The sequence below is a fragment of the Nostoc sp. DSM 114161 genome (assembly GCF_052692665.1).
This window is the reverse complement of record NZ_CP195141.1, coordinates 5,580,463-5,604,683: the sequence shown is the minus strand read 5'-3', so window position 1 is coordinate 5,604,683 and position 24,221 is coordinate 5,580,463. Positions and strand designations below refer to the sequence as shown.

Sequence of the window (24,221 nt, the reverse complement as noted above, 5' to 3'; positions counted from 1 at the left end):
CTTTCCCCTTTTGCCCGGTTGGTGAGCTTGTCGAACCATACCCTTTTCCCTTTCCTCTTGTCCTCTTCTTATGCCCCATATCCCATACCCAATCCCCAATTATGAAACTGTTTCGTAAAACGCCCCTAGCATGGCGGCAGTTGATGAAAGAAAAAACGCGTCTGGCTGTTGCGGTGGCAGGTATTACTTTTGCCGATTTACTGATGTTCATTCAGTTAGGATTTGAAAGTGCGCTGTTTGATGCAGCCATCAAACCCCATCGCAATTTACAGGCGGATTTAGTTTTAATTAATCCCCAATTTCAAACTCTGTTCTCGGTGAAAAATTTTCCCAGAGAGCGGCTGTACCAAACATTGGGTTTTAACGGCGTTCGATCGGTGAATTCTGTTTACATCGGCAGCGCACAGTGGCGAAATTCAGAAACACGTCTCGATCGCACCATTTTAGTTTGGGGTATCGATCCTACACAACCCGCCTTCAAATCTGCCGAAATCAAACAAAATCAGCACCACCTCAAACAGTTGTATCAAGTTCTATTTGACCAAGCTGGGCGTCCGGAATACGGAACAGTTGCCGATATTTTTAATAAAACAGGCAAGTTTGAAACAGAACTGAACGATAAACTTGTCTCCGTTAAGGGTTTGTTTACTGATGGTGCTTCCTTTGCTGCCGATGGTAATGTCATCACCAGTGACTCCACCTTTGGGCAACTATTCCCAGACAGTAAACCCGATCGCATCACAGTGGGATTAATCACTCTCAAACAAGGTGCCGATCCCCAGAAAGTGCAATCGCAACTTGCCGCAGCACTACCTAAAGATGTCAAAGTCCTGACCCCAGAAGAATTTGCCCAAATCGAGAAAAAATACTGGGAAGCCGGTACTGCCATTGGTTTCATTTTCGGTTTAGGTACGGCAGTCGGATTCATTGTTGGTATTGTTATTGTCTACCAAATCCTTTATTCAGATGTTTCTGACCATTTGCCAGAATATGCCACACTCAAAGCAATGGGATACACTGATGGCTATCTCTTAAGAGTGTTATTTCAAGAAGCATTGTTTTTAGCCATTTTAGGTTTCATTCCTGGATTAATTCTGTCTACTGGCTTATATCAACTTGCTTACACTGCGACGATGCTGCCTCTTTTTATGAAGCTCGAACGAGCAATTTCCGTCTGGATTTTGACCTTAATCATGTGTACTTTCTCTGGGGCGATCGCTATGCGAAAGCTGCGATCTGCCGATCCTGCTGATGTATTTTAGTTTTGGGACTGGGGATTGGGGGAGATGGGGGAGTGTGGGGGGAAAGATTTCTTCCTCATCCTCCCACACGTCCCACACTTCCTCGAAAGCCCCATGCCCAATGCCCCATACTTCTCTACGAGAGGCTGCGCCAACGGCTACGCTCAGTACAAGTGCCCAATGCCCTATTCCCTATTTTCTATAAAATATTATGTTGCAAAAATCTTTACCACTAAATTCCAATTCGATATTTTCTGCTTCAGAACCTGTGATTTCTGTGGCTAACCTCAACCACTATTTTGGTGAAGGTGGCCTTCGCAAACAAGTATTATTCGATATTAATTTGGAGATTAATGCCGGGGAAATCGTCATCATGACTGGCCCCTCAGGATCGGGAAAAACCACTTTGTTAACGCTAATGGGTGGCTTGCGTTCTGCCCAAGATGGTAGTCTCAAAATCTTAGGAGAGGAAATTCGCGGTGCCAAAAAGCAGAAGTTAACGAAGCTGCGTCGTAATATTGGCTATATTTTTCAGGCGCATAATTTGATGACTTTTTTGACAGCGAAAGAAAATGTGCGAATGTCTCTGGAATTGCATGAAGATTTTCTGAATCAGGATATCGATGCTAAAGCGATCGCCATTTTGGAAACAGTCGGTTTAGGAGATCGGGTAGATTACTATCCAGAAAAACTGTCTGGAGGGCAAAAACAACGTGTGGCGATCGCTCGTGCTTTAGTCAGCCATCCTAAGATTGTTTTAGCAGATGAACCCACTGCTGCACTTGATAAAAAGTCCGGACGCGATGTCGTGGAATTAATGCAGAAGTTAGCCAAAGAGCAAGGCTGTACGATTTTGCTAGTTACCCATGACAACCGCATTCTCGATATTGCCGATCGCATCATTTATATGGAAGATGGTCAGCTGAAAACTGATAGCATAGATACCCCTATAACACTTAAATAGGTATAAAGTTCATGAACCAAGCTTTTTTCTGGGGTTCCTGGTTTACTTCACTTGCCAGTACCGCTTTACTATTTTTTTGGTCATTGCCTATGTCCCCATTTACACATCCAGGAATGAAGGCCAATGAAGCAGCTATTATCTTTTTTCCTGTTGCAGGCATACGCTGGCTGGGTCTTGCTAGCACTCTGTTTCTAGTGGCGAACGCTTGGGGGCAATACCTAAACTTACAACCTGTCTCTGCGATTTCTTTGACAATTTTCGTGTTAGTTTTACACTTTATTCTTGGAGTAATTAATATTGCAATAATGAATCTTTGGCTTTCTGTCGAGCCTATCAAGACACGCACCACTAACGCCATTTACGCAGGAATCTACTTTGGATTGCCGATATTTTGGCTATTACTTGTAGCAGCGTTAATGCTGAAGATTACTTATTTTCGTAACTGAAGCAGTAGAGATGATGTAAGTTGTGGTCTATTTAAGTTGCACATCTTTTGCGGCACTTACTGGCGCGATCGGATTAAAATAGTGCATTAATAAAAATGTGAAAAATATTGATTTATCTTAATTTTACCCAAAATCTATTACAACATTAAAGATTACAAAGAATGAAAAAAACTCACTGGGAAAACCGTATTAGAAAATGGAGTCAAAAGCGAATAGAAATATTTCTTGAAGATTATGATGAAGAAGATTTATCCCCAGAAATTCGCAAATCTGGCTACTTAGGTTATCCTGGTGCAACTGAGGAGGAAATAGTTGCTACTGAAGCTCGTTTAAATGTAACTTTTCCACCTTCTTACCGGGAGTTTCTAAAAGCTTCTAATGGGTTGCGTTCTCTATCAGAATATCGTCTAGAATTTTGTGGAACTGAAGATATTGTATGGTATGCTCCTGACCACCAAGATTGGGTAGATGAATTAATGGAAACTTGGTCTGAATCACCATTAACAGATGAAGAGTATTTTGTTTATGGCGATAAGCAATATGATGTCATATCCCGACCAGAGTATCTACAAACAGCATTGGAAATAAGCAGTGAAGATATGGGTATGATATTTTTACTGAATCCTCAGATCGTTGCAATAGATGGTGAATGGGAAGCTTGGTTTTGTAGTTTTTCAACTGCTTCATTTGGCGCACAGCGTTATCGGTCATTTGGTGAAATGATGAAGGAAATATTCAACGATCCAGAATTTATTTGATAAATTGGGATATTCAATAAAATGGAATATCTGAATAGTAGTAAAATCGCAAATAATTAAAATTACAGAGATATGATATTCAATAACTTAAAATATTCTGGAACCGATTATTTATTAGGATTGATTTACTGCCATTTTTTCCAATAAACCACTCAAAAAATGCCGATGATTATCATCTTGGCAGGTAAAAAGGATTTCTGTAATAACAGGAATTGCAGCGAAATTTCCCACTCAAATTTCTCCTAACGTCTTAACGGCATCCCAATAATCAACACTTTTAAGTGTTGGTAGTAGTTCAATTAATGTGGCAATAGCATTATTATTACCAATACCTATTTTTTGGAGAGTTTCAGTTGCCAAGTACCAAAAATGACGATCGTCACAAATACGCATTAAATAAACGTGAGTTCGATGAACTAAAAAAGGGCAGGAGGTAGGGCAGGCAAGTTTTTAGGGCAAAAATTAAATGTAGCTTGAACCCATAATGCCAACCAACGGAATTTTTTCCCCATCCAACTAATCCCTCAAATACTCTATGAGAATGTGCACGGCAATTATGGCAGACATTTATTGGTGTGGAATCGATGAAACTAATCCCAGTAATCTCACCTGTTAATGTGTTTAAAAAGCAGCACAGTAACATCAAGCTCTAAGGCATCAATTCCACAAATCTTGTGTAGCTCACCAGATTTGGAAAGGCGTTATGCCAACCTGGTAATACATGCAGCGTATAAAACTCTTTGAATGTCCGGTAGCCAGAACCATGAAAGGCGTTCGCAATCGTCATCACCTCCGATAGATGCATCCGGGAAGTACTGCGACGCTCTCCAGTCATTGATGGTACCTGCGGTATTTGTTCCCACATCCTCTCCCATGACGAACACAAATCATCTACGTCACAGAAAATCTGGGTTACATCTAGGCGAGATACAATTGTGGACATAGCTGAGACACCCTTGAATTTTTCTTCTTATTCCAGTCTCAGCTTTTTTTTGTACCTTTTTCCACCCGTCGAACTCACGTTGTTTTAGCTACATCTTGAGGTTAAGCCAAAAATCTGAGGAAGTTGTGAGCATTTTACTTGGGTATTACGTATTCAGTTTGAAAAAGGCGATTTTTTACCTTTGAAATATTTCCCTGTGTCTTTGCGTCTTTATCTGCCTGCGCCCTCACAAGTTTCTCAAATTGTTCTTTTATCATCGTTAACATGATTGTCATGGATGAAACTACCAACATGGTGGATGTTGCCCGCTTCTTCATGGAATTTTGCATGGATGAATCTTGCGGTAAATGCATTCCCTGTCGGGTAGGAACGGTGCAGTTACATAAATTGTTAACCAAGATTAGTGAAGGTAAGGCATCTTTAGCTGACTTAGAACTGTTAGAAGAACTATGCGATATGGTGAAACATACTAGTTTGTGCGGTCTTGGTCAATCTGCACCCAATCCAGTATTTAGTACATTGCGTTATTTCCGCGATGAGTATTTAGCTTTAATTCAAGAAACTGCCATATCTAAATAGGTGAACCAGATGTTTACCAAAATTTTCCTCACCATTGGTGTATTGCTGGCGATCGCATTTATCGCTTTAGTCATCATTAAGATAAAGAACGAACAAGAAGTAGATAGAATTTGGCGATCGCTCGAAGTAACGCCAACAAGCGATCGCTTCACCGAAGATATGGTTGCGGGATTACCTCTTCCCGTGCAGCGCTACTTTTTGCATAGCATTGCACTGGGAACTCCTTTGGCTTCCTCTGTCAGCTTGGAAATGAGTGGCAGTTTTCGCATGGCGCAGGAGCAACCTTGGATACCAATGCGAGCAAAACAGATTATCTCAGCGCTGAAGATTTACTTCCTGCGTTGGGGAAAACGTACTGAAGATAATACTCATACTTACATTCCCTTTGGTGGAGAATTTACAGCAGAAAAAACATTTAACAGCTATACAATTCCCTCCCAAGTCGGGGCAGGATGGCAATTTGGGACAGAGAATTATTTTGAGTTCTTTCGAGCAAAGATTGAGCAAGCAGAGTTTCGTTGAGTAACTCAAAAGAAGTAATAAAAGTGAGGCGGAAATGGTAGTCAAAACTTTAACAGTTAATGAACAATTAATTAGCGATCGTGAGGAGGAAACTATTTTGCAAGCAGCGCAAGAGGCAGGAATTCATATTCCGACTTTGTGTCATTTGCAAGGAGTTGGAGATGTGGGAGCTCGTCGGCTTTGTTTGGTGGAAATTGCAGGCACTAATAAACTGCAACCTGCGTGTGTGACGAAAGTTGCTGAAGGTATGGAAATGCAAACAAATAGCGATCGCCTGCAAAAATATCGTCGCACAATTATCGAAATGCTATTTGCTGAAGGCAATCACATTTGCTCGGTGTGCGTTGCTAATGGTAATTGTGAATTGCAAGATTTAGCAGTTGAAATTGGTATGGATCGTGTGCGGTTGCATTATCAATATCCTAATCGCAAAGTCGATTTTTCTCACGAGCGCTTCGGTGTTGACCATAACCGTTGTGTTCTTTGCACTCGCTGTGTGCGTGTTTGCGACGAAATTGAAGGAGCGCACACTTGGGACATGGCGGGTAGAGGCACAAATTCCCATGTCATCACTGATTTGAATCAACCTTGGGGAACCTCAGATACTTGTACATCCTGCGGTAAATGTGTCAATGCTTGCCCTACAGGTGCGCTTTTTGACAAAGGTTCTAGCATCGGTGAAATGAAACGCAATCGCGCCAAACTTGATTTTTTGGTTACAGCGAGGGAGAAACACCAATGGCTGTTCATACAGTAATACCAGTTGATATTTATTTACCAGGCTGTCCACCTAATGCAACTCGGATTAAAGCAGTATTAGAACCATTGTTAAGAGGAGAAAAACCACTGCTACAAGGACGTGAATTTATCAAGTTTGGTTAACTTCACAAGTTACTCAGATTCTTTATCTAAGGTAAAGGGGACTGGCGAATTGGGAGTGTTGAGTTAAGAGTTAGGAATTTTGCCCTCCATCTTCCCAGTCCCCAATTCACAACCCCCAAATTATGCTTATGGCAGTTAATTATCAGGAAAGAATCATTGCTCTTTGGACAGTGTTTTTATTAGGAACGCTGTTTCATACACAACTAGGTTTAATGCCGCTTTTTCACGGCTTATCTGTTGTCGAATCTCAAAAAGCTAGAAATATTAATGATATTTCTGCAATTATGTGGTTGATGTTGGGCTTTTTTGCAATCCCAATGGTAGGAATAATTGCCAGTGCTTTTACTGGTTCAAAGCGTTATCGAATGGTTCATTTTGGTGTAACCATCTTTTACACCATCATGAACTTATTACATTTAATTTTAGATTTATTTGTCCAGCCAATTCTCTGGTATCAAATAGCCTTAATGGTATTTTTATTCCTTGTAGGTTTATTACTAAACATTACTGCTTTTAAATGGATGCGATTGCATAATACAACAAAGGAATCACAAAAAAAATTAGAGCGATCGCATTTTTAGCATAGCTGTGCACCCCTACTACAAATCGGGCTTCGGCTACGCTCTGCCCAAGATGTAATTCAAATTAATTATTAGACTGTGGTATCAAAATATTCCTACTTGTGAGTTCGGAATTCTCACTTGAAAAGTTCTCTTATAACATTTAACTTCCATTCTTCTGTGATTTGCATTTCACAATGCAAATCTGCTAAGGGCGATAATGCCTAATGGTAGAATAACAGAAGATGAAAGCGTGAACACAAAACTCCTCATTTCTCCTCAAGAACTCACGTCGCTCTTAGCAGAAAAATCCTCACAAACTGTCATTATCGATACGCGAATTCAAGAAGATTATGGTATTTCTCATATTCCCCAATCTATAAATATTAGAGATTTTTTTACCTATCTTTTAGAGGATTCTTCACCAGCAGGTTTAAAGGAATTGCAAGAATATTTTGCAGAAATTATGAGTAGGGTAGGAATATCTGGTACAGAACACTTAATTGTTTATGAAGATGCTCTAAATAGAGGTTACGGTCAATCTTGTCGAGCAGCTTTTTTACTGAAGTATTTGGGTTGCACTCAGGTATCTATTTTACACGGAGGATATAGAGCATGGCTCAAAGCAGGATTACCCACTACCGATGAAGTCCCCAAGCGTGAAAGCAGCATCTTTAGATTGCATCCCAACGCTGACATAATGGTAACTACTGCCGAAATGTTGCAAGCAATTGATAATCCAGCAATTATTAAATTAGATGTACGCGATCGCGATGAATGGATTGGGCTGAGTTCTTCTCCCTACAATCCTGATTTCTGCCCTCGCAAAGGTAGAATTCCTAATGCTGTATGGTTAGAATGGCATCGTTTAATGAATTCTGAGTCGGAAATTCCTATGTTGCGATCGCCAGATGAAATCCGAGACATTTGTCAGTCTTTAGGTATTACCTCTGAGTCCGTTGTGTATATTTACTGCTTTAAAGGTTCCAGGGCCGCTAATGCATTAATAGCCCTAGAACAGGCAGGAATTTCTGCTAGAAATTATTTTGGCTCTTGGAATGAATGGTCTCGTGATTTTTCATTACCTGTTGATAACACAGTCATAAGCGTCTAAGCTTCGGATTAATACTACAATTGCGTCTTAGTTAGCGACTTGATTTAAGGTGCATTTGCTCAGGGCGATCGCAGACTTGATTTGAAAGCGAGTATCTAAAATTACCTAAGGTTCTTTTGATAATATTATAATATTATTGTTGACATAATGCAGTCACTCTCGTGGAAAATGCAATATGTAAACACTATTCCTACTTAACGAAAATAATTCTGGATTTGATAGTGATGAATTTTGCTTTTTTTAGACCTTCTTTATTAGCTTATGCATCATCTATTTTGTTATTAGGTTTTTCCCTACCATTAGTTGCACAAATACCAGCTTCTAATGCTTCTAGTGAGTGCCAAACTATTATGCCAAAACAGCTGAATACAATAGACGACTTCATAGCTATGGGGCACTTTCAAGAAGACTGCAAAAAAGACTCACTCGCTGCGGTTTCTTCTTTCACCAAGGCAATTCGGCTAAATCCTAAAGCTGAAAAAGCCTACTATCATCGTGCCAATGCTTATTATAACCTTGGGAATTATCAAGCAGCAGTGGCAGACCATAGCGAAGTAATTAGACAAAATAGAGGTAGATTCGGCTTTAGTAGTCCTGCATACTGGAACAGGGCAAGGGCTTATGAAAAGTTACGCGAAAAGTATAACGCAATTGCTGATTGGACTCAAGTAATTAGTGAAAGTCCTTCTTCTGCCGAAGCATACTCTTTCAGAGGAAATATGTATCGTGATTTAGGAAATAAACAAAGAGCGATCGCAGATTATAAAATAGCAGAAAACCTCTTACAGCAATATTTAAGTGGAGTTTTCGGAAGTGGTTTACAAGATCCGATGTATCAAGAAATGCTGGAGAAAGTCAGAACTGAATTATCACAACTAAATTCCTAACTAGTGGTCTGTCACATTAATTCTGAGGGGTGAACTTCTTCTTAATTTTTCTTTCTTTGCGACGGCAGTCGCTCATGGGGGAAACCCCCTACGTACCCGTCGCTGCCTCCTCTTTGCGTCCTTTGCGGTAGCCTGCGGCAAGCCGCTGACGCTCCTTCATCGCTACCGCTTCGCTAATGCGTCTACGTTTATTAAACCTGCAAAATTAATGCGATAGACCACTAGTTTTCAAGGGGCGACAACTGTCCGCACCTACGGAAAATGTGTATGTATAAAAATTTAGTTAAATCTGATAACAGGTTGTTTGAAAAGCCCTTAGCTGTTATTAACCAGTAGAGAATTTGTGAATTTAACACTTCTTCACAAGTTCTTCAAGTTTTTTCCATAACTTGAAACTAGTCTTAGAAAGCTAAAAATTATGAATTGCAATGTAATAGCTATTGGTTACGGTAATGAGTTGCGTAGTGATGATGGCATTGGTCAACGAGTAGCTAAGGCGTTGCACCTATCTAATGTGCAATCTCTTGCTGTCCACCAACTCACCCCCGAACTTGCTGAACGTTTAGCCCATGCTGATTTGGCAATCTTCATTGATGCTTGTTTCGCTTCCCAAAGTTCCCAAATACAAGTAGAACCACTTTCACCTGCATCTTTCAAGATTATCGCCGGACACATGGGCGATCCGCGATCGCTTTTAGCTCTGACTAAAGCAATCTACGGTTATTGTCCGCGGTCTTGGTGGATTAAAGTACCAGGAGTAAACTTTGAATTAGGACAGAGTTTATCATCCATTGCTGAAACTGGAGTGGCGATCGCTTTACAAAAAATTACACAAATTGTAGACGAAAATTTGAACGTACTTCTTTAAAATTTTCCTGAATGTTTACTTGCCATCGCAGGTAACATGGTTTTAGCGCCTTTATTTCCCTGTTTTCTTTAATTTTTTAATTTTGCCTTGTTCGATGATTAGCCGAACTTGATGTTAGTTCTATATATATATGCTCCAACTGCACAGGCTGACGTGCGATCGCATTAATATGGATGCCTTCAAACCGGGAAATAATTTCTTTTAATTCTAGCGGTTCTGGTAACCAAAAAGTTAACTCATCACCATAACGTCGGGGTGTAAAACCGTATTCTTCGGCACGGGCGATCGCTAGTTCTTCTTCTGGAGTTTGCACCGCTATAATTTCAGAAGCTGGAATTAATTTACGTAATTGCGTTAAACTACCTTCAGCCAAAATTTGACCATCTTTCAAAATTCCAATTCTCTGGCAAAGACGCTCCGCTTCATCTAATAAATGAGTTGTCAGTAGAATCGTAACTCCCTGATTTTTGAGTTGTCGAATCAACTCCCAAATCTCATATCGCGACTCAATATCTAATCCGGTAGTTGGCTCATCAAGGATTACCAACTTTGGCTGATGTACCAAAGCTACTGCAATATTTAATCGTCGTTGCATTCCCCCACTGAGAGTTTCTACCGGACTTTTTGCTCTGTCTAATAAATTTACAGCCGCCAGAGTTTTTTTTATCTGTTTTTGGCGCGTTTTCCGATCTAAACCATAAATATCAGCAAAAAACTTGAGATTTTCTTCACAAGTTAAAGTTTTATATAGTAAATTTTCTTGGGGTGCAATTCCAAGAATTTTTTTGGTTGCTTGAGAAATAGGCTGATTATTAATTATCACATTACCGCTATCAGGTTTAAGTAAATTACAAATAATATTAATAGTGGTCGTTTTACCCGCACCATTAGCACCGAGTAAGCCATAAATTTCTCCTGAATCAATATGTAAATTTAAATTTTGTAAAACTTTCCTCAGCTTATAAGACTTATTTAAATTTTGGATTATTAGCATATCAACATTAATTTAGACTGCATAGATTGAGATTATCAAAAAAGATTTGGAATAGAATTGCTGATTTCACTCTCCCCAGCCTGCAAAAGAAAGCTAATGTAAAGAATAGTTACTGTATAACCTTACTATATACTCGATAATGATAACTTTTTGAACTTAACATATAAATCAAATTTGATTTCTAAAAAAACGACCTACTCTTAAAGCTGATGTCTCAAAAAATTGCTATTCCTATTTTAAGTCTCATGTTTGCAATGCTCGTGCCTAATGTGGTAGCTGCTGAGACTGTAATGCAAAAAGTAGCCAGAACAGGAGTATTAACAGCTGGTACTAGTAAAGATGCGCTACCTTTTGCCTATGTGGATAGTCAAGAAAAGTTAAATGGCTATTCTGTAGATATGCTAACTCTGATTAAAGAGCAATTAGAAAAAAATCTCCGAAAAAAAATTAAACTGCAATTAGTTGGTCTTAGCCCCTCTGAACGGATTCCTAAAATAGTTAATCAACAAGTTGATATTGTGTGTGATGCTAGTAGTTTTACATGGGAGCGAGATAAAAAAGTAGACTTTTCTGTAAGCTACGGTGCGACTGGAACTCAATTATTAGTTAACAAAGGAAGTAATCTAGGTTCTCCTGAATCCTTGATTGATAAGCGAATTGGTGTGTTACCTGGAACCACAAACGAACAGGCGATCGCTCGCATACAACCTAAAGCTAAACTGGTATATTTTAAAACTAGAACGGAGGGATACACAGCATTACAAAAAGGTACTATTGATGCTTTCTCATCCGATAGCATTATTTTGGAGGGATGGCTGCAACAGCAAAAAAATCCAGATGCTTTTGCGATCGTACCCGATCGCCCCTATTCACAAGAAGGTATCGCTTGCATGGTACCAGAAAATAACTCGAAATTCTTGGATACAGTCAACTATTCTCTGGTCAAGTTCATGCAAGGATTCGTCAATGGCGATCCTCGATATGTCGCTATTTTTGACCGTTCGTTTGGATCTCAAGGCACTGTAGCACTCAATCGCGATTTACGCGATTTGGTAGTGGAAACTATGAAATTGGTCATAGAATTTCGCGAAGAAATTCCGAAAAGCGAACTATAATATGCCTCTGCTTGAATAGACCTCTTGCAAAAGTCCTTCTTTGCGTTCTCTCTCTGCGCCTCTGCGCCTCTGCGTGAGATAAAAAATTATTTATGCAAGAGGTCTAATATTTATCATACAGGGAACAGAGAAGCACAGGTAATATTAGGTCACGATTGAATTGTATCGAGTTACAATTCAATTGCATCGGGTGACAACTTAATTGCATCGGGTGACAACTTAATTGCATCGGGTGACAACTTAATTGCATCGGGTCACAATTCAATTGCATCGAGTGACAACTCAATTGCATCGAGTGACAACTCAATTGCATCGGGTGACAACTCAATTGCATCGGGTGACAACTCAATTGCATCGGGTCACAATTCAATTGCATCGATCCTCTTTAGCCCCCTTTACAAAGGCTTTCAAAGCCAGGTTTTTTACATTCAGTTTGAAAAAGCCGATTTCTTCAATCTTGCATCCGCGCAATTACACAATGTATAACTTTAACTTCATTAACAATTCTCTCCAGTTCTATCGATAAAGGAGTTTGTTCTCGAACCGCTTGTAATGTAGGAGTAGTTAAAGCGTTCGGATTTGTGGCAATCTCTGATAATCTGACAGTATGTAATTGTTGAATTTGACCGTGAATTGTTTCGAGATAGTTATCTAGTGGTGGTAACTTTTGGGGTGGCTGCCTTTGTTGCAGCGCATCTGCTAAGTTTTCCAAAACTTGAATAATCGTATCAGTCAGGCGGTTGAGTTCAGTAAATTGGTACTCGCCGCTAAATTCGCGCATGTGTTCTGCCAGAGTTGTTACTGAACTGAAAAAGCTCCGAATGTATACCATCAACGTTATTACAGGTTCGATTTCTCCCTGGACATGGCGAGGTTCGCTGAACAATCTTTGAGCGGCGGCGGTAGCGTTGGCGTTTTCCAGTGCTGCTTGATGACGTAGTGTATTAATAGAATCAGTAAATGTACCGCGTTTTGGATGAAGATAGTTAGCTATTACCTGCTGAAAGTAAGCGAGATTTGCTCGAATTGTCTTTTCTAGTTGTGCCGGAAGTTGCTGTCGTTCCCAACGGGGAAAAAGCAAATAACTGCCAAGCAGTGCTAAGACACCGCCAGCCAAACTATCAACGATACGCAATATTCCAATTTTCCAGTCACCTGCACTAATCAGGTTGAGCAATAAGATGATGGCGGGAGTTAGCAGTATAGTAAATATGCTATAGCTCAACGATCGCACTGACATGGCAGTAAACACCAGCAGCAAAAAACAAACTCCATTAGCCAACTGATTCTTAACTAATAAAATTACACCTATACCAATAATTCCCCCCAAAATAGTACCGATTACTCTTTGCACCGTTGTCTCGGAAGTTCCGCCAAAGTTCGGTTTGAGTGCAACTAAAGCTGTTAGCGTTATCCAATAACCTCTAGGTAATTGCAATACTGAGGCAAGCAATTCAGCAACCGTTGTCACCAGTGCTAAACGCAACGCGTGACGAAACAAAACTGAATCAAAAGTGAAGTTATTTCGCAGTGTATCAATAATTGTAGAATTCTCTGACTGAGTTGGAGGAGCAATTTTTCGCTGAGAAATGGGGCGCTGTTTACCCTGTTTGAAATCTGCAATAATTTCTGCATCAATATGAATTTGCTGTGCCAGGTTTGTCAAACTGGCTGTAATCTTTTTTAGGTTGAGTAGTTCGGCATATTCATCTGTTTGAACATTTACGGTTTGATTGAGGACTTGAGCGCGAATAACTTGCCATTGATGTTCTAGTGCTTCAATTGTCCGGTCTAAATCTCCCAAACGAACTAAGTTTTTTTCTTTGGCAATTCCTCGCGATAACATTTGCACAGCAATTACCAACTGTTCGATCGCTTGCTCAATTTCTCTTTGCAGCTGAGAATATAGTTGGCCTGTGGATGCGATCGCTAACAATTCACTCAATGCGACAACAGAATTAAGGATTTGATTTACATCCTCAATTAACATCAACAAGTAATTCCCCCGCAGATTAGCACCTCTTTGCCTAGTCCACATCGCTGTCCAAACACTACGGGCAAATGTCAAATCTTGAGTGACGATATCCTGAGCTTGCAAAAATCGTTGCGTCCACTCTTGCAAATCCTGTGGATTTAATGCCCTCTCCTTTGCCAAATCTACAAATTTACTCAGCGAATCATAACACCTAGCGACTACTTGCTTGACAGGTGCATCAGGACGCACCACCCACAGCAGTGACGATAAAACAGTTGTCCATATTCCGCCAGTCAAACAAAGCGCACAATGTTGGATAAGAGTAGAAAAATTAGAGAATGAAGCAAATCTAGCAAGGGCGATGACAAACATAATTGAAGTTACTAAGCTGACAGATGCAGCGACGTTGCCGTAGAGACTTGCTAAACCTGCAATAAATATTACCAAAAATGTCGCTGGGATAGCTAACCACAAATGACTGCTAACCAGACTTGCAATCAAGAATACCACAGTTACCCCAATGGTTGCAGCGCTCATTGCCATCGCTTTTTGGCGGTAAGTGCCCTCAACATTTACCATACCAACAAACCAAGCGGCCATAGTGGCGATCGCACTTGTAGCAGCATGACCAGTAACAATTCCGACTCCAATGGGTACGCCCAGTATCAAAAGGCTACGTAATCCAGCAAAAATGTCGGGTTTACCTGGCTTGAGTTGAAATTGCTGTAACAACCAACCCACAGAGCGTTTATCTGTAAATGACATTATTTAGGCTAGGGACTATAACAAAGCGATCGTCTATTAGAGCATTTTACCTACATCTAACTACGTGGAAAACAAATATAATATCAAATCCCCATAGATAAACTTAATCATGCGTCCTTTGCGGTTCATGACTTTGCGTCAGTCCTGCTTCAGTTAGCTGACGTTCCTTAAAGGACAATACAGTTGAGTTAAGCATTTCTTTCTTCTCTCTGCGTCCTTGGCGCCCTTCTCTAACGAGACGCTGCGCGATGGCGGTTCGTTAAAAGACAAAGAGTTTTAACCTTAACACCAAGCGTATTAACTTAAAAGGTATTTAAAGAGTGGCGAAAAATCAATTTTTATACCAAACTCCTTGGAATTAAAGCTTATAGCACAATACAGTTCAGTTAAGACTCGATCCTCCCTAACCCTCCTTAAAAAGGAGGGAACTAAGCCCCCCTTTTTAAGGGGGGTTGGGGGGATCTTCCGGAGCTAAATACCGTTAACTGAACCGTATTGGCTTATAGCAATTCCTATTGGTCATTAATGGGGTTACTAGAGTATGGTTTACTCATACTCTCATAGTAGTATTCTGACGTTCGTACAGCTTATGCCCTGAGAGCTTTTTTTCACTCAACTCCCAACTTTTCAAACATTTTCAAAGGCTGTTTATTTATGGGTTTATGCTTTTATAGTGTTATTTCTATCCCAACAACACTTTTCTTTATTCATCTAATGGCTGCTTACTGGAATTACTACGAGATTGGCATCAATGCATCAGCTAATTCGTTTAGTCTGATTTTCTTTGTCGCACCTGTAATGCTCATTTTATTTACCATCAGTGGATACATAATGTCCAATTTGGCACAGCGTGTCAGAATGAAAAAACGTGCATCAGTAGGGATGGGTATATTAGGAGTGATAATTACTTTTATTATTGGGTTTATTGTTATTAGCGGCGAATTTTCTGATTATCCTAGACCGATACCGCATAATTTTCTAGAATTTTTGCGCTACTACTTAGGACTGGCACCAAAAAAAGATTATGGAATTTAAGCATCAATCAAAAATTAAAAAATTTAAAACTTTTTGATTTCGCGGATTTAGCTGGTGCTTTATTAAGTTAAAAGTTTAGTATTAACGCAAAAATCTAGAGTTGTAGGTTAATCGCTCATTCTAATTCTCAGAATAATAGACCTCTTGCATAAATCGAAAATAAGAACCCCCTCCCCTTACCCTATCCATTACCTGGATCTTTCTCAACAAAACTCACACGAGATAGCACACCCGCATCCTAGAGATGAAAACCTGCGCTACTGTAACCAAGTGGGACGCAAGCAATGGAAACAAGAGTCTGGTTATCATCGCCGTTCTTTGTCCGAAACTGCTATCTTTCGCCTCAAAACCATCTTTGGCGGTAAGTTGAGAAGACGCTTTTTTGACAATCAGGCTGTTGAGTTGTTCCTACAATGTGCCGCGCTTAATCGCACGATCCACTTGGGCAAGCCAGACAGTTACAAAGTAGAAAACTAACTTCTGTTCTAATAGCAAATTGGTGTGTCTTTTTTTTCTTTCATGCAACAAAGCCGCATCAATGCAGTGAGAAAATCTCTGTCTAGATAAAATACATCCTCATGCATTTGGTTGATTCGGCTCATTTTTTGGAAGTAGACAGCCATCAGTATCGCTGCAATCAAGAAATCAAATAGCTATTATTATGTGCATTAAAGCATTTGTCGCAACATGAGTTGTGCAAATAGCCCTGGTTGATTTGCTAGTTCGGCGAAACTGCCTTGCTGCACTAGTTTGCCACCTGCGAGGACGTAAATGCGATCGGCGTTTTGAATGGTACTGAGGCGATGAGCGATCGCCACTCTAGTCACCTTTAGCTTTTGTAAGCTTTCACTGACAATTGCCTGAGTTCTGTTATCTAAAGCGCTAGTAGCTTCATCAAACAGCAAAATTCTCGGTTTCAATACCAACGCCCTAGCAATCAACAACCGCTGTCGTTGTCCGCCGGAGAGATTACTACCTCCCTCGCTGACGATTGTATGCATCTGCATCGGCATCGCGGCAATGTCATCCGCAAAACCCGCCATCTGAGCCGCTTCCCAAGCTTCGTCCATTGTCACCAAGGCTCCACTGGCAATATTTTCAAAAATTGAAGCTGACATTAAGCGACTATTTTGCAATACCACGCCTAATTGACGGCGCACAGCATGGACATCCAAAGAAGCTAAGTCTTGCCCGTCGTAGTAAATTGTGCCAGATTTCGGGAATTCAAACCCCAAAAGTAACCTCAATAAAGTTGATTTCCCGCTGCCAGAAGGCCCGACAATGGCAATAAATTCTCCTGGTTCAGCACTGATGTTGACATTATCCAGCGTCAAAGGGCCGTCGTCACGATAGCGGAAAGTTACCCGATCTACAACTAATTTGCCCGATAGCCTACCCGGATCTGCCTGAGCGGAACTAATTTCTGGTTCAGCTTGTAAAATTGGTTGGGCGCGTTGCCACAAGGGTAAGACTTGCAAAACTTCCACAACTGTGCTGCTGAGGCTAGTGGCTCCGTTAATAAAAGTACCAAAAGCAACATTGAATGCTAAAAAAGTGCCAGTGGATAAACCACCTCCTCCAGGAGTTTGTTGGGACTGCACAATTAAGCTAGTAGCAAACCAGAACACGGCAGCAGTGGTGATTGCAGGTAATATTTGATTGATTACTACCACGCTATCTTCAATGCCTTGGGTACTCAGCATAAGTTTCAGTTGATGCGTATACTGTTTACCCCAGTAGCCAAAGGCGCGGGCTTCAGCTTTGGCAACTCGGAGTTTGGCAACTCCATTAATTAACTGCACCATGACGCCAAAGATTTGTCCTTGTAGTTCTAGTAATGGGCGAACTTTACGGACAATCAGAACGCCAGAGATGATGGTAACGGCAATGTTTACTAGTGCTACTACACAAGCTATGAGAGCTAAGGAGACATTGTAGTAAAATAACAATCCTAGATTTAGCAACGAAAACAAACTGGAAAAGATTGTTTTCAAAACAGTGTTACCCAGCTTATGGCGAATTTGACTAATAGCTGTAACTCTAGAATCCAAGTCTCCAACTGAGAAAGAGCGAAAAAACGAAGCCTTCAAGTTTAATAATCGATCCCACACTGCCCCTTGGGTAGAGGAATCGGCAAAAGTTTCCAGCCTAATGGTGGCAAATCCAAGGGCGAGTTGAAATAGCGTTCCGCCAAAGGCAGCAGCCACCAAAGCAAGAGCAATTTGGCTCAATAACCCTCGATTCGCATCTGGGATAGCTTTATCGATGAGAATAGCTGTAGCTTGCGGTGTCAGCATTCCTAACAGGCTGATAGTTATTCCCATTACAAAAACTAAAATTAGTTCTTTGTAATGTCCTTGGAGGGCAAACTGAAGTAAATCAAAAGTTTTCAGCTTTTTATCGGGTAAGGGTCGATAGAATGCGTAGGCAGTCTTAACTAGGGCTGCTGCTATGTTGGCATCGACAGGGATAGGCGTTTTTTTCCCAGGAACGTAGAGTTCGTAACTGGTATCAGACACTGGTAATAGTGCCACTGGCAATTTATCGGCAAGTGTAAATGCCAACATTGCGCCGCAATCTTTTTGCCACCAGTTGTCCCGCAACTGAACTCGTCGCACGCGGATGCGGGAAGCCCTGGCGATCGCTTCTACAGGATCTTGTACTCTTGATAAATCTTCTGAGGCAGCTGGCGGACAAATCTTAATTCCTAATGCTCGTCCCACAGCACCAGCAGCAATTAGTAAGGCTTGGTCTGGATCGGTTGCATCAAGACTAGTACTAAATCCTATATTAGTTAGCTTGTTTGACTTTGGCTGTGGCAAGACAGATGCTAATTCTGCTAACGTCTCTTGCATCACTTGGCTCTCAAGACGTTCCCTAGCTTGAAATCTGAGCAATTCTGCATCCATTTCCTGCTGTTGGAGCATATTAACGCACTGGAGGAAGTAGGTTTGTAGTTCGGACAAACCATCTAACAAAGAATTGATATCTTTGATGTCTGCGGTGTTAATACTTTGCAATTCTAAAGTGTTATTTGCTTGTAACCACATATTTGCAGCTAAAGGCAACATTCCACAGGCACAAGTGAACGGCAGATCGTCAAATCCCATCCATCTAGCACGTCCTTGGAGAATTTCCACCCATACTATTTGATGCGGCTGGAAGATTTGGTCTTTGACTAAGGATAAGTGGCCGATTTCTGGCAGCGATGTTGGTGTTATTGGCGTAGTAATACCAGCAAGTACCGAACCAAATTGAGAAATCCAGCGTTCTATCAGAGTTATTACTTCTCGATTAGCCTCAGCAAACAACTGGTTAAAGTCAGTTCTCGATATTTTGAGAATTTCTGTTTCCTCTAGGGATACTGCCAAAATATCTTGCTGTTTGCCGATGTTACTTGGCGCGATCGCAAACATCGCCTGTCCTGGTGTGCTGCTAAATAAATAGCGACGGGTACCTTCGGGAACGCCATTATTAACTGCGATCGCAAATAGCGCCAAGTAACCAGATTTCACTAACCAAATTGACTCAGGATCGTCTAGCAGTAGCGATTCATTGCATTGAAAACGATGGTGTTGTCCTTTAAGGTTTGAGAAGGATAAGAGGGATGAGGGTGATGAGGGGGACAAGGGAGACAAGGGAGTAATTTCTTCCCCTGCTCCCTTGCTCCCCTGCTCCCCTGCTCCCCTGCTCCCCTGCTCCCCTGCTCCCCTGCTCCCCCGCTCCCCTGCTCCCCTGCTCCCCTCCTCCTCTGCTTCTTCACTGCGAATTAGTTGTAAGTACGGCCCCTCAACTTGCCGCAATTTTTCGTGACTTCCCCGTTGGACTATCTTGCCGCGATCGAGGACAATAATTTCATCACAATCTCGGATGGTCGAGAGTCGATGCGCCACGATGATGCAAGTACAACCGCGCAACCGCAGATTACGATTGACGTTCTTTTCTGTTTCGGCATCTAGAGCGCTGGTGGCTTCATCCATTATCAGGATACTGGGATTATTCACCAAAGCTCGCGCAATTTCTAAACGTTGCCTTTGACCGCCACTTAAATTGGTAGCACCTTCTAAAAGGTCAGCATGATAGCCTCCAGGCAGTGAAAGGATGACATCGTGAAGCACTGCGTCTTGACAGGCTCGGACGAGATGAGTGTCAGGTATGGTAGTATCCCAAAGCGTCAAGTTGTCTCTAACACTGCCAGCAAATAACAAAATTTCTTGCTCTACAACAGAAATAGAATTGGCTAGTACCTGACGATAAATTTGCTCTCTAGGTTTGCCGTCAAATAGAATTTCTCCCTGCCACGGTTCGTAAAGCCCACATAAAAGTTTGGCAACAGTAGACTTACCAGAACCACTCCCACCCACCAAAGCAACTCGCTGCCCTGGCTTGAGCGTAAGATTAAAATTTTCAATCAACGGCGGTGCAATTTGACTATAGCCAAATGTCACATTGCGTAATTCAACATACCCCTGGAGTTTGGGCAGGGGGTAGGCGGATGGCTGCGCTGGGGAAAGGGAAAGGGGAAAAGGGGAAAGGAGGAGATCCGTCTCTTTCCCTTTACCCTTTTCCCTTTCCCCCTCTTCTGCCCCCCTGCCCCCCTGCTCCTCTGCCCCCCTGCCTCTTTCCTGCAACTGCCGGTCAATAGGGTTACGCAAGACATCATCGAGGCGATTGAGATTACCTTCCATTTCTTGGAGTTCGCTTCCCAAGCTGATGAGATTATTTACTGGAGCGAAAAATCTTTGCATCATCCCGAGAAAGGCTATTAACATACCGATGCTTAAGGCTCCATCCATAACTCGCAAACCGCCCACAGCTAAAAGTAGCATGGAAGCGATCGCTGACAAAAAAGATGGTAAAACACCTATTGTCTGGTTTGTTTCTTCTAATTCTTGCTGGGTGTTGATGGCTTTGGCATAGTGACCCCCCCACCGCGAGAAGAAATCTGACTCTAAGCCGGATGCTTTTAGCGTCTCCATACTTTGAAGACCAGAAATTTCTACGCCGCGAACTTTTCCCTGTTCTTGGATGAGTTTGATATTGGCATCTACCCGTCGCCCTCTCACCCACTGCAAGGCGGCAAGGTTGATAATGACAAAGGCGATCGCAATTAAAGTTAGTACAACATCATATTGCAACATCACTATTACATATAGAAATATTGATGCTGCCGCAATTACCGTAGTTGCTAACTCACCCGAAAGCATGTCGGCGATGCTCTCGTTGAGTTGCATCCGGCTACTGATTTCCCCAGCATAACGCTGATCGTAAAAACTAACGGGTAGGCGTAAAATGTGCCACAAATACCGACTCTTCATGCCCACGGACAACTTAATTTTCATTTGACGTAAAAACTGCAACTGTAGCAGCGTCAAAAATCCACTGAGTCCGGCTGTGAAGATTATGCCTAAAATTAGCGGACGCAACCACTCATAACGACGCTCAATTAATATGTTGTCTACAAATACCTGTGAAAATGCGGGTATTGCCAGCCCAGGAATGACTAACAAAAATCCTGCCAGCACGCAGTAAAGTAATGCGCCAAGAGAACCTCGCAACCGCGACCACAAAGCTAAGATTGTGCTGGGCTTGCGTCCTCCGGTTTGAAATTCTGGACTAGGCTCTAGAAATAGCACCACACCAGTGTAAGCACCGCTGAATTCTTCTAAGGAGACGGTGCGCCGTCCAGTAGCGGGGTCATTAAGATAAACTCGCTGTTTATCGAATCCCTCTACTACTAAAAAATGGTTAAAGTTCCAAAATACAATATAGGGAGATTTTAACTGTAATAAACCAGTTAAGTTGGTTTTAAAGCTTTTAGCGGTAAGTTGATATTTTCTGGCAGCCTTCAAGATATTTAAGGCACTAACTCCATCCCGCGAAACGCCGCAGGCTTGCCTCAATTCCGTCAGTGGGACAATGCGATTGTAATAACCCAGAATAATTCCCAAAGCAGCAGCACCGCATTCTACTACCTCCATTTGCAGCAGAGTCGGAGTGCGACATCGTTTGTATTTACGCGTCGGCTTTACCCACCGCAGGCATCGCTCTAATATATTTTGCAAATTTCGCCAGAACATAAAAATATTTTTTTAAATAAGGAGTCAGTTGTTAGGAGGCACAAGGCACAAGGCAGGAGGCACAAGGCAGAAGTTTCATCTTTCCCTCCTCCCCTGCTCCCCTGCCCCTCTGCCCCCCTGCTCCCTCATCTCCAGTATCAAGAAACACCACTCCACGACCTCAGAATCGGTAGAACAAAGGTAATCGGGGCGCGTTCTTCCACGATGACTTGTACGGAGGTGGTAGTTCCAGAAGTGACTTTCATCTGCGGCCCTTGGGAAGAAGACCATTTGTACTCGCTAAAGGTCGAATTGTCTGGTTGCAGTCGTGCAGTAATTAGCATCTGTGGCCCTTGTGACATAATAGCTTCTACAAATTCAGAATTACCGACTACACTTAATGCACCTTCTTTAGTCACGGGAAAAGCTGAGACTTCTGTGACAGCACCGATGATGCCACCAAAGCGTTCGCGTTGGACTGTAGTAGGCGTGACTTGTAACTTCATCCCCGGTTGAATTTGCTTACCATCGCCAACGGGAAAAAATGCCACACTTACAGGTTTAGCGGCTCGCTGTTGTGCGGCGATCGTTCCTATGGGTGTACCCTGTAAAACAACCTGCCCTGGTGTGGCGGAAATTTCTAAAACTCGTCCGGAGTAATTGCTTTTGACTAAGCTGCTACTCGATAGTTGCAGTGCTAATTGAGCAATATTGCGCTGAGCTTCCTGAATTTCTTTTCTGCGGTTAGTTACGGCATCTAAGTCTTGTTGTGCGGCAGTCGCTTCTTTACTATCTAGTTGTTTTAACTGCGCTTGCAAATCTTTAATTGCGTTCAAGTTCTCTAGGTATTGGCGTTGAGCGTCTGCTTCCTTGACATCCAGTTGCTTGAGTTGCGATTCGGCTTCATTGATTTGTGACACGGCATTTAAGTAGTCTTGCTGTGACTGTAGGACTGAATCGCCAGAAATTGCTCCCTCTTCCAATAGTTTATTGCGGTTGTCCCATCTTTGTTTGAAGGTAGGCAACAGTTGTTGTAGTGCTTGTAAGCTTTGAGTTTGATTGGCGCGATCGCGAGCAATCGAGTCTAGCCCTTTTTCTCTTAAAATCGGTGTTAGCTTCTGTACTGCCTGGAGATTTTGCAGCAAAGATTGGCGTTGCTGTTTAATGGCTTCTTTGTCTGCGTTTTGCCGCTGTAATTGCACTAAGTTAGCAGCGCGATCTTGTGCTTGTAGTTGTTGTAATTTAGAGCGCACTAGTTGTAGCTGTTTCAACAGTTCGCTTTGGTCTAGCGTCGCCAGCACATCTCCTCTAGTTACATAGTCACCAACTCGGACGTTGATTGTTCGCAATTTACCTGCGATCGGTGACTGAAACAAGGTAACTGTACTGGGATAAACTATTATCCCAGTACCCGTTACTGTAATTGGAATTCTACCTAAAAAACTCCAAGTCAGCCCCGTCGCCACCAAAGAACCAACAGCGACTAGAGGTAGCCACTTTTTCGGGCTGACTACCTGCATGATTTGATCTAGTTCTTCAGGTGAAGAAGCACGCTCTAAAGCTTCTTTGCGGAACAGGTCGCTTTTTTGCCTAACCACCAAACACCGTCCCCATTTCTATGGGAATAAAAACATAAAATACCTTTGACTGAATACAATACTGTTGCTGCGATCGCTAGGAGTTGCAGCCTAAATTAAAAATAGGCAATACAATTGCTTATTTGACAGTATTAATATTCACAAATAGAAATTATTTTAATCATATCATCTGATGAGAAAACGAGAGATTTATAAATTAAATTTTTTTAATTATTTGATTTTTTATAAGCATGAATAAACTTCTAAGTAAAGGCTCCTTTGCTCAGAACTGTAGGACAAATCAAACTTTTCACAGCATTTATAAAATAGTGTAATGTTTATGGAAAATACTTTTACACTTAAATAATCAATCTTTTACACTCTATATCGAACAGAGTTGACATAATTTACAATCAGTCTACTTCTAAGCTAAACTTAGCTGATGAATTGGGGTAGTGTGAATTTCGCCATCTTTATGAGAATACTAACTTTTAAAAGCGAAGTCAATACTAAATTTTTCAAAGCTTAAAAGTCTTTAAAAATAAACACATATAGCTGATGTCTAAAAGTAGGAAAAGTAGGAAAAGTAAGAAAAGTAAGAAAAGTAAGATTTGCTAATCATCAATAAGGTATGCAACAAATTCCAGAGCGCTTATGAGATTTGTGTTTGAGTGGTGCGGCATCATTAGACCTCTTGCAATCAATTGCTTTTTGCACTTTTGTGGTCAAAGGGACTCATCTTTATTGTGGAAAGGGAAAATACTAAACCTTTCCCCCTTGTCCCGACTTCTGCAAGAAGTCTATTCAATAGAATCTAGCCCTTTATCTTTTAAAATCGGTATCAGCTTCTCTACTGCCTGGAGGTTCTAAATAGGTCAGCGTGAATATTTATCGTTACATTTAGTGGCGTAGCAAGCTTTAAATGTTGCAAAGAAAT

The 24,221-nt window shown here is 41.5% G+C and carries 18 protein-coding genes and 5 pseudogenes; 16 read left to right on the top strand and 7 right to left on the bottom strand.

Translation table 11 applies throughout. From position 1 onward, the window contains the following. Positions 1 to 101 precede the first annotated feature (101 nt). The 4 genes from devC (at position 102) to NSTC745_RS23765 (ending at position 3,409) form a co-directional block, all read left to right on the top strand. Positions 102 to 1,262, top strand: coding sequence for an ABC transporter permease DevC (gene devC / locus NSTC745_RS23780; protein WP_445633159.1), 1,161 nt, complete (start codon positions 102 to 104; stop codon positions 1,260 to 1,262). A 190-nt stretch (positions 1,263 to 1,452) separates the two neighbouring features. Then, a complete protein-coding gene (locus tag NSTC745_RS23775; RefSeq protein WP_445633158.1) occupies positions 1,453 to 2,205 on the top strand; it encodes a DevA family ABC transporter ATP-binding protein in 753 nt (250 codons plus the stop codon). A gap of 11 nt (positions 2,206 to 2,216) precedes the next feature. Then, positions 2,217 to 2,651, top strand: a complete 435-nt coding sequence (locus NSTC745_RS23770; RefSeq protein WP_445633157.1) for a hypothetical protein — start codon at positions 2,217 to 2,219, stop codon at positions 2,649 to 2,651. A 161-nt stretch (positions 2,652 to 2,812) separates the two neighbouring features. Next, the gene (locus NSTC745_RS23765; RefSeq protein ID WP_445633156.1) at positions 2,813 to 3,409 is read left to right on the top strand and encodes an SMI1/KNR4 family protein; all 597 of its coding nucleotides are present in this window, start codon (positions 2,813 to 2,815) and stop codon (positions 3,407 to 3,409) included. A gap of 231 nt (positions 3,410 to 3,640) precedes the next feature. On the opposite strand, the gene NSTC745_RS23760 is transcribed toward NSTC745_RS23765, so the two are convergent. After that, positions 3,641 to 3,802, bottom strand: coding sequence for a hypothetical protein (locus NSTC745_RS23760; RefSeq protein WP_445633155.1), 162 nt, complete (start codon positions 3,800 to 3,802; stop codon positions 3,641 to 3,643). Next, positions 3,789 to 4,352, bottom strand: a pseudogene (locus NSTC745_RS23755) (transposase). Before NSTC745_RS23755 ends, NSTC745_RS23760 begins: the two are co-directional and overlap by 14 nt. Positions 4,353 to 4,616: 264 nt before the next feature. Between NSTC745_RS23755 and NSTC745_RS23750 the strand changes: the two are divergent. The 8 genes and pseudogenes from NSTC745_RS23750 to NSTC745_RS23715 all read left to right on the top strand — a co-directional run. Further along, positions 4,617 to 4,931: pseudogene (locus tag NSTC745_RS23750) on the top strand (NADH-ubiquinone oxidoreductase-F iron-sulfur binding region domain-containing protein); the annotation flags it as partial. Between the two features lie 9 nt (positions 4,932 to 4,940). Beyond that, the gene (locus NSTC745_RS23745) at positions 4,941 to 5,453 is read left to right on the top strand and encodes a DUF6920 family protein (protein WP_445633154.1); all 513 of its coding nucleotides are present in this window, start codon (positions 4,941 to 4,943) and stop codon (positions 5,451 to 5,453) included. A 34-nt stretch (positions 5,454 to 5,487) separates the two neighbouring features. Then, positions 5,488 to 6,210, top strand: coding sequence for a bidirectional hydrogenase complex protein HoxU (gene hoxU / locus NSTC745_RS23740; RefSeq protein ID WP_445633153.1), 723 nt, complete (start codon positions 5,488 to 5,490; stop codon positions 6,208 to 6,210). Further along, positions 6,198 to 6,335: pseudogene (locus tag NSTC745_RS23735) on the top strand (oxidoreductase); the annotation flags it as partial. The gene hoxU and the pseudogene NSTC745_RS23735, both read left to right, overlap by 13 nt. Before the next feature lie 128 nt (positions 6,336 to 6,463). Further along, the gene (locus NSTC745_RS23730; RefSeq protein ID WP_445633152.1) at positions 6,464 to 6,916 is read left to right on the top strand and encodes a hypothetical protein; all 453 of its coding nucleotides are present in this window, start codon (positions 6,464 to 6,466) and stop codon (positions 6,914 to 6,916) included. 232 nt (positions 6,917 to 7,148) lie between these two features. Beyond that, positions 7,149 to 8,009 (top strand): sulfurtransferase, encoded by an 861-nt coding sequence (locus NSTC745_RS23725; RefSeq protein WP_445633151.1) that lies wholly within the window; start codon positions 7,149 to 7,151, stop codon positions 8,007 to 8,009. Between the two features lie 224 nt (positions 8,010 to 8,233). Then, positions 8,234 to 8,896, top strand: coding sequence for a tetratricopeptide repeat protein (locus tag NSTC745_RS23720; protein WP_445633150.1), 663 nt, complete (start codon positions 8,234 to 8,236; stop codon positions 8,894 to 8,896). 418 nt (positions 8,897 to 9,314) lie between these two features. After that, positions 9,315 to 9,764, top strand: coding sequence for a hydrogenase maturation protease (locus tag NSTC745_RS23715; protein ID WP_445633149.1), 450 nt, complete (start codon positions 9,315 to 9,317; stop codon positions 9,762 to 9,764). 76 nt (positions 9,765 to 9,840) lie between these two features. Here the strand turns inward: NSTC745_RS23715 and NSTC745_RS23710 are convergent, their stop codons facing one another. Beyond that, the gene (locus NSTC745_RS23710) at positions 9,841 to 10,758 is read right to left on the bottom strand and encodes an ABC transporter ATP-binding protein (RefSeq protein WP_445633148.1); all 918 of its coding nucleotides are present in this window, start codon (positions 10,756 to 10,758) and stop codon (positions 9,841 to 9,843) included. A 209-nt stretch (positions 10,759 to 10,967) separates the two neighbouring features. On the opposite strand from NSTC745_RS23710, the gene NSTC745_RS23705 reads away from it, so the two are divergent. Next, entirely contained in the window at positions 10,968 to 11,873 is a 906-nt protein-coding gene (locus NSTC745_RS23705; RefSeq protein ID WP_445633147.1) for an amino acid ABC transporter substrate-binding protein, read from the top strand. Positions 11,874 to 12,032: 159 nt separating this feature from the next. Beyond that, entirely contained in the window at positions 12,033 to 12,359 is a 327-nt protein-coding gene (locus NSTC745_RS23700) for a hypothetical protein (protein WP_445638671.1), read from the top strand. Here NSTC745_RS23700 and NSTC745_RS23695 read toward each other — a convergent pair. Next, the gene (locus NSTC745_RS23695) at positions 12,325 to 14,613 is read right to left on the bottom strand and encodes an FUSC family protein (RefSeq protein ID WP_445633146.1); all 2,289 of its coding nucleotides are present in this window, start codon (positions 14,611 to 14,613) and stop codon (positions 12,325 to 12,327) included. The genes NSTC745_RS23700 and NSTC745_RS23695 overlap by 35 nt on opposite strands. A gap of 654 nt (positions 14,614 to 15,267) precedes the next feature. On the opposite strand from NSTC745_RS23695, the gene NSTC745_RS23690 reads away from it, so the two are divergent. Both NSTC745_RS23690 and NSTC745_RS23685 read left to right on the top strand, forming a co-directional pair. After that, the gene (locus NSTC745_RS23690) at positions 15,268 to 15,648 is read left to right on the top strand and encodes a hypothetical protein (RefSeq protein WP_445633145.1); all 381 of its coding nucleotides are present in this window, start codon (positions 15,268 to 15,270) and stop codon (positions 15,646 to 15,648) included. 225 nt (positions 15,649 to 15,873) lie between these two features. After that, positions 15,874 to 16,125: pseudogene (locus tag NSTC745_RS23685) on the top strand (IS5/IS1182 family transposase); the annotation flags it as partial. 191 nt (positions 16,126 to 16,316) lie between these two features. Here NSTC745_RS23685 and NSTC745_RS23680 read toward each other — a convergent pair. The 3 genes and pseudogenes from NSTC745_RS23680 to NSTC745_RS23670 all read right to left on the bottom strand — a co-directional run bounded on the left by NSTC745_RS23680 (position 16,317) and on the right by NSTC745_RS23670 (position 23,305). Beyond that, on the bottom strand, positions 16,317 to 19,277 hold the full coding sequence (locus tag NSTC745_RS23680; RefSeq protein WP_445638670.1) for an NHLP bacteriocin export ABC transporter permease/ATPase subunit: 2,961 nt from the start codon (positions 19,275 to 19,277) through the stop codon (positions 16,317 to 16,319). A gap of 129 nt (positions 19,278 to 19,406) precedes the next feature. After that, positions 19,407 to 21,629 (bottom strand): annotated as a pseudogene (locus tag NSTC745_RS23675) (NHLP family bacteriocin export ABC transporter peptidase/permease/ATPase subunit); the annotation flags it as partial. Positions 21,630 to 21,865: 236 nt separating this feature from the next. Further along, positions 21,866 to 23,305 carry an NHLP bacteriocin system secretion protein gene (locus NSTC745_RS23670; protein WP_445633144.1) on the bottom strand — a complete coding sequence of 480 codons (1,440 nt, stop codon included), beginning with the start codon at positions 23,303 to 23,305 and terminating at the stop codon, positions 21,866 to 21,868. Positions 23,306 to 24,221: the final 916 nt, after the last annotated feature.

Excerpts from the sequence above, each read along its gene's own strand:
- NSTC745_RS23690 (WP_445633145.1), top strand. The coding sequence starts at position 15,268 with ATGGGTTTATGCTTTTATAGTGTTATTTCTATCCCAACAACACTTTTC.
- NSTC745_RS23715 (WP_445633149.1), top strand. The coding sequence starts at position 9,315 with ATGAATTGCAATGTAATAGCTATTGGTTACGGTAATGAGTTGCGTAGT.
- NSTC745_RS23760 (WP_445633155.1), bottom strand. The coding sequence starts at position 3,802 with ATGCGTATTTGTGACGATCGTCATTTTTGGTACTTGGCAACTGAAACT.
- hoxU (WP_445633153.1), top strand. The coding sequence starts at position 5,488 with ATGGTAGTCAAAACTTTAACAGTTAATGAACAATTAATTAGCGATCGT.
- NSTC745_RS23770 (WP_445633157.1), top strand. The coding sequence starts at position 2,217 with ATGAACCAAGCTTTTTTCTGGGGTTCCTGGTTTACTTCACTTGCCAGT.
- NSTC745_RS23730 (WP_445633152.1), top strand. The coding sequence starts at position 6,464 with ATGGCAGTTAATTATCAGGAAAGAATCATTGCTCTTTGGACAGTGTTT.
- NSTC745_RS23720 (WP_445633150.1), top strand. The coding sequence starts at position 8,234 with ATGAATTTTGCTTTTTTTAGACCTTCTTTATTAGCTTATGCATCATCT.
- devC (WP_445633159.1), top strand. The coding sequence starts at position 102 with ATGAAACTGTTTCGTAAAACGCCCCTAGCATGGCGGCAGTTGATGAAA.
- NSTC745_RS23695 (WP_445633146.1), bottom strand. The coding sequence starts at position 14,613 with ATGTCATTTACAGATAAACGCTCTGTGGGTTGGTTGTTACAGCAATTT.
- NSTC745_RS23705 (WP_445633147.1), top strand. The coding sequence starts at position 10,968 with ATGTCTCAAAAAATTGCTATTCCTATTTTAAGTCTCATGTTTGCAATG.
- NSTC745_RS23775 (WP_445633158.1), top strand. The coding sequence starts at position 1,453 with ATGTTGCAAAAATCTTTACCACTAAATTCCAATTCGATATTTTCTGCT.
- NSTC745_RS23745 (WP_445633154.1), top strand. The coding sequence starts at position 4,941 with ATGTTTACCAAAATTTTCCTCACCATTGGTGTATTGCTGGCGATCGCA.
- NSTC745_RS23710 (WP_445633148.1), bottom strand. The coding sequence starts at position 10,758 with ATGCTAATAATCCAAAATTTAAATAAGTCTTATAAGCTGAGGAAAGTT.
- NSTC745_RS23765 (WP_445633156.1), top strand. The coding sequence starts at position 2,813 with ATGAAAAAAACTCACTGGGAAAACCGTATTAGAAAATGGAGTCAAAAG.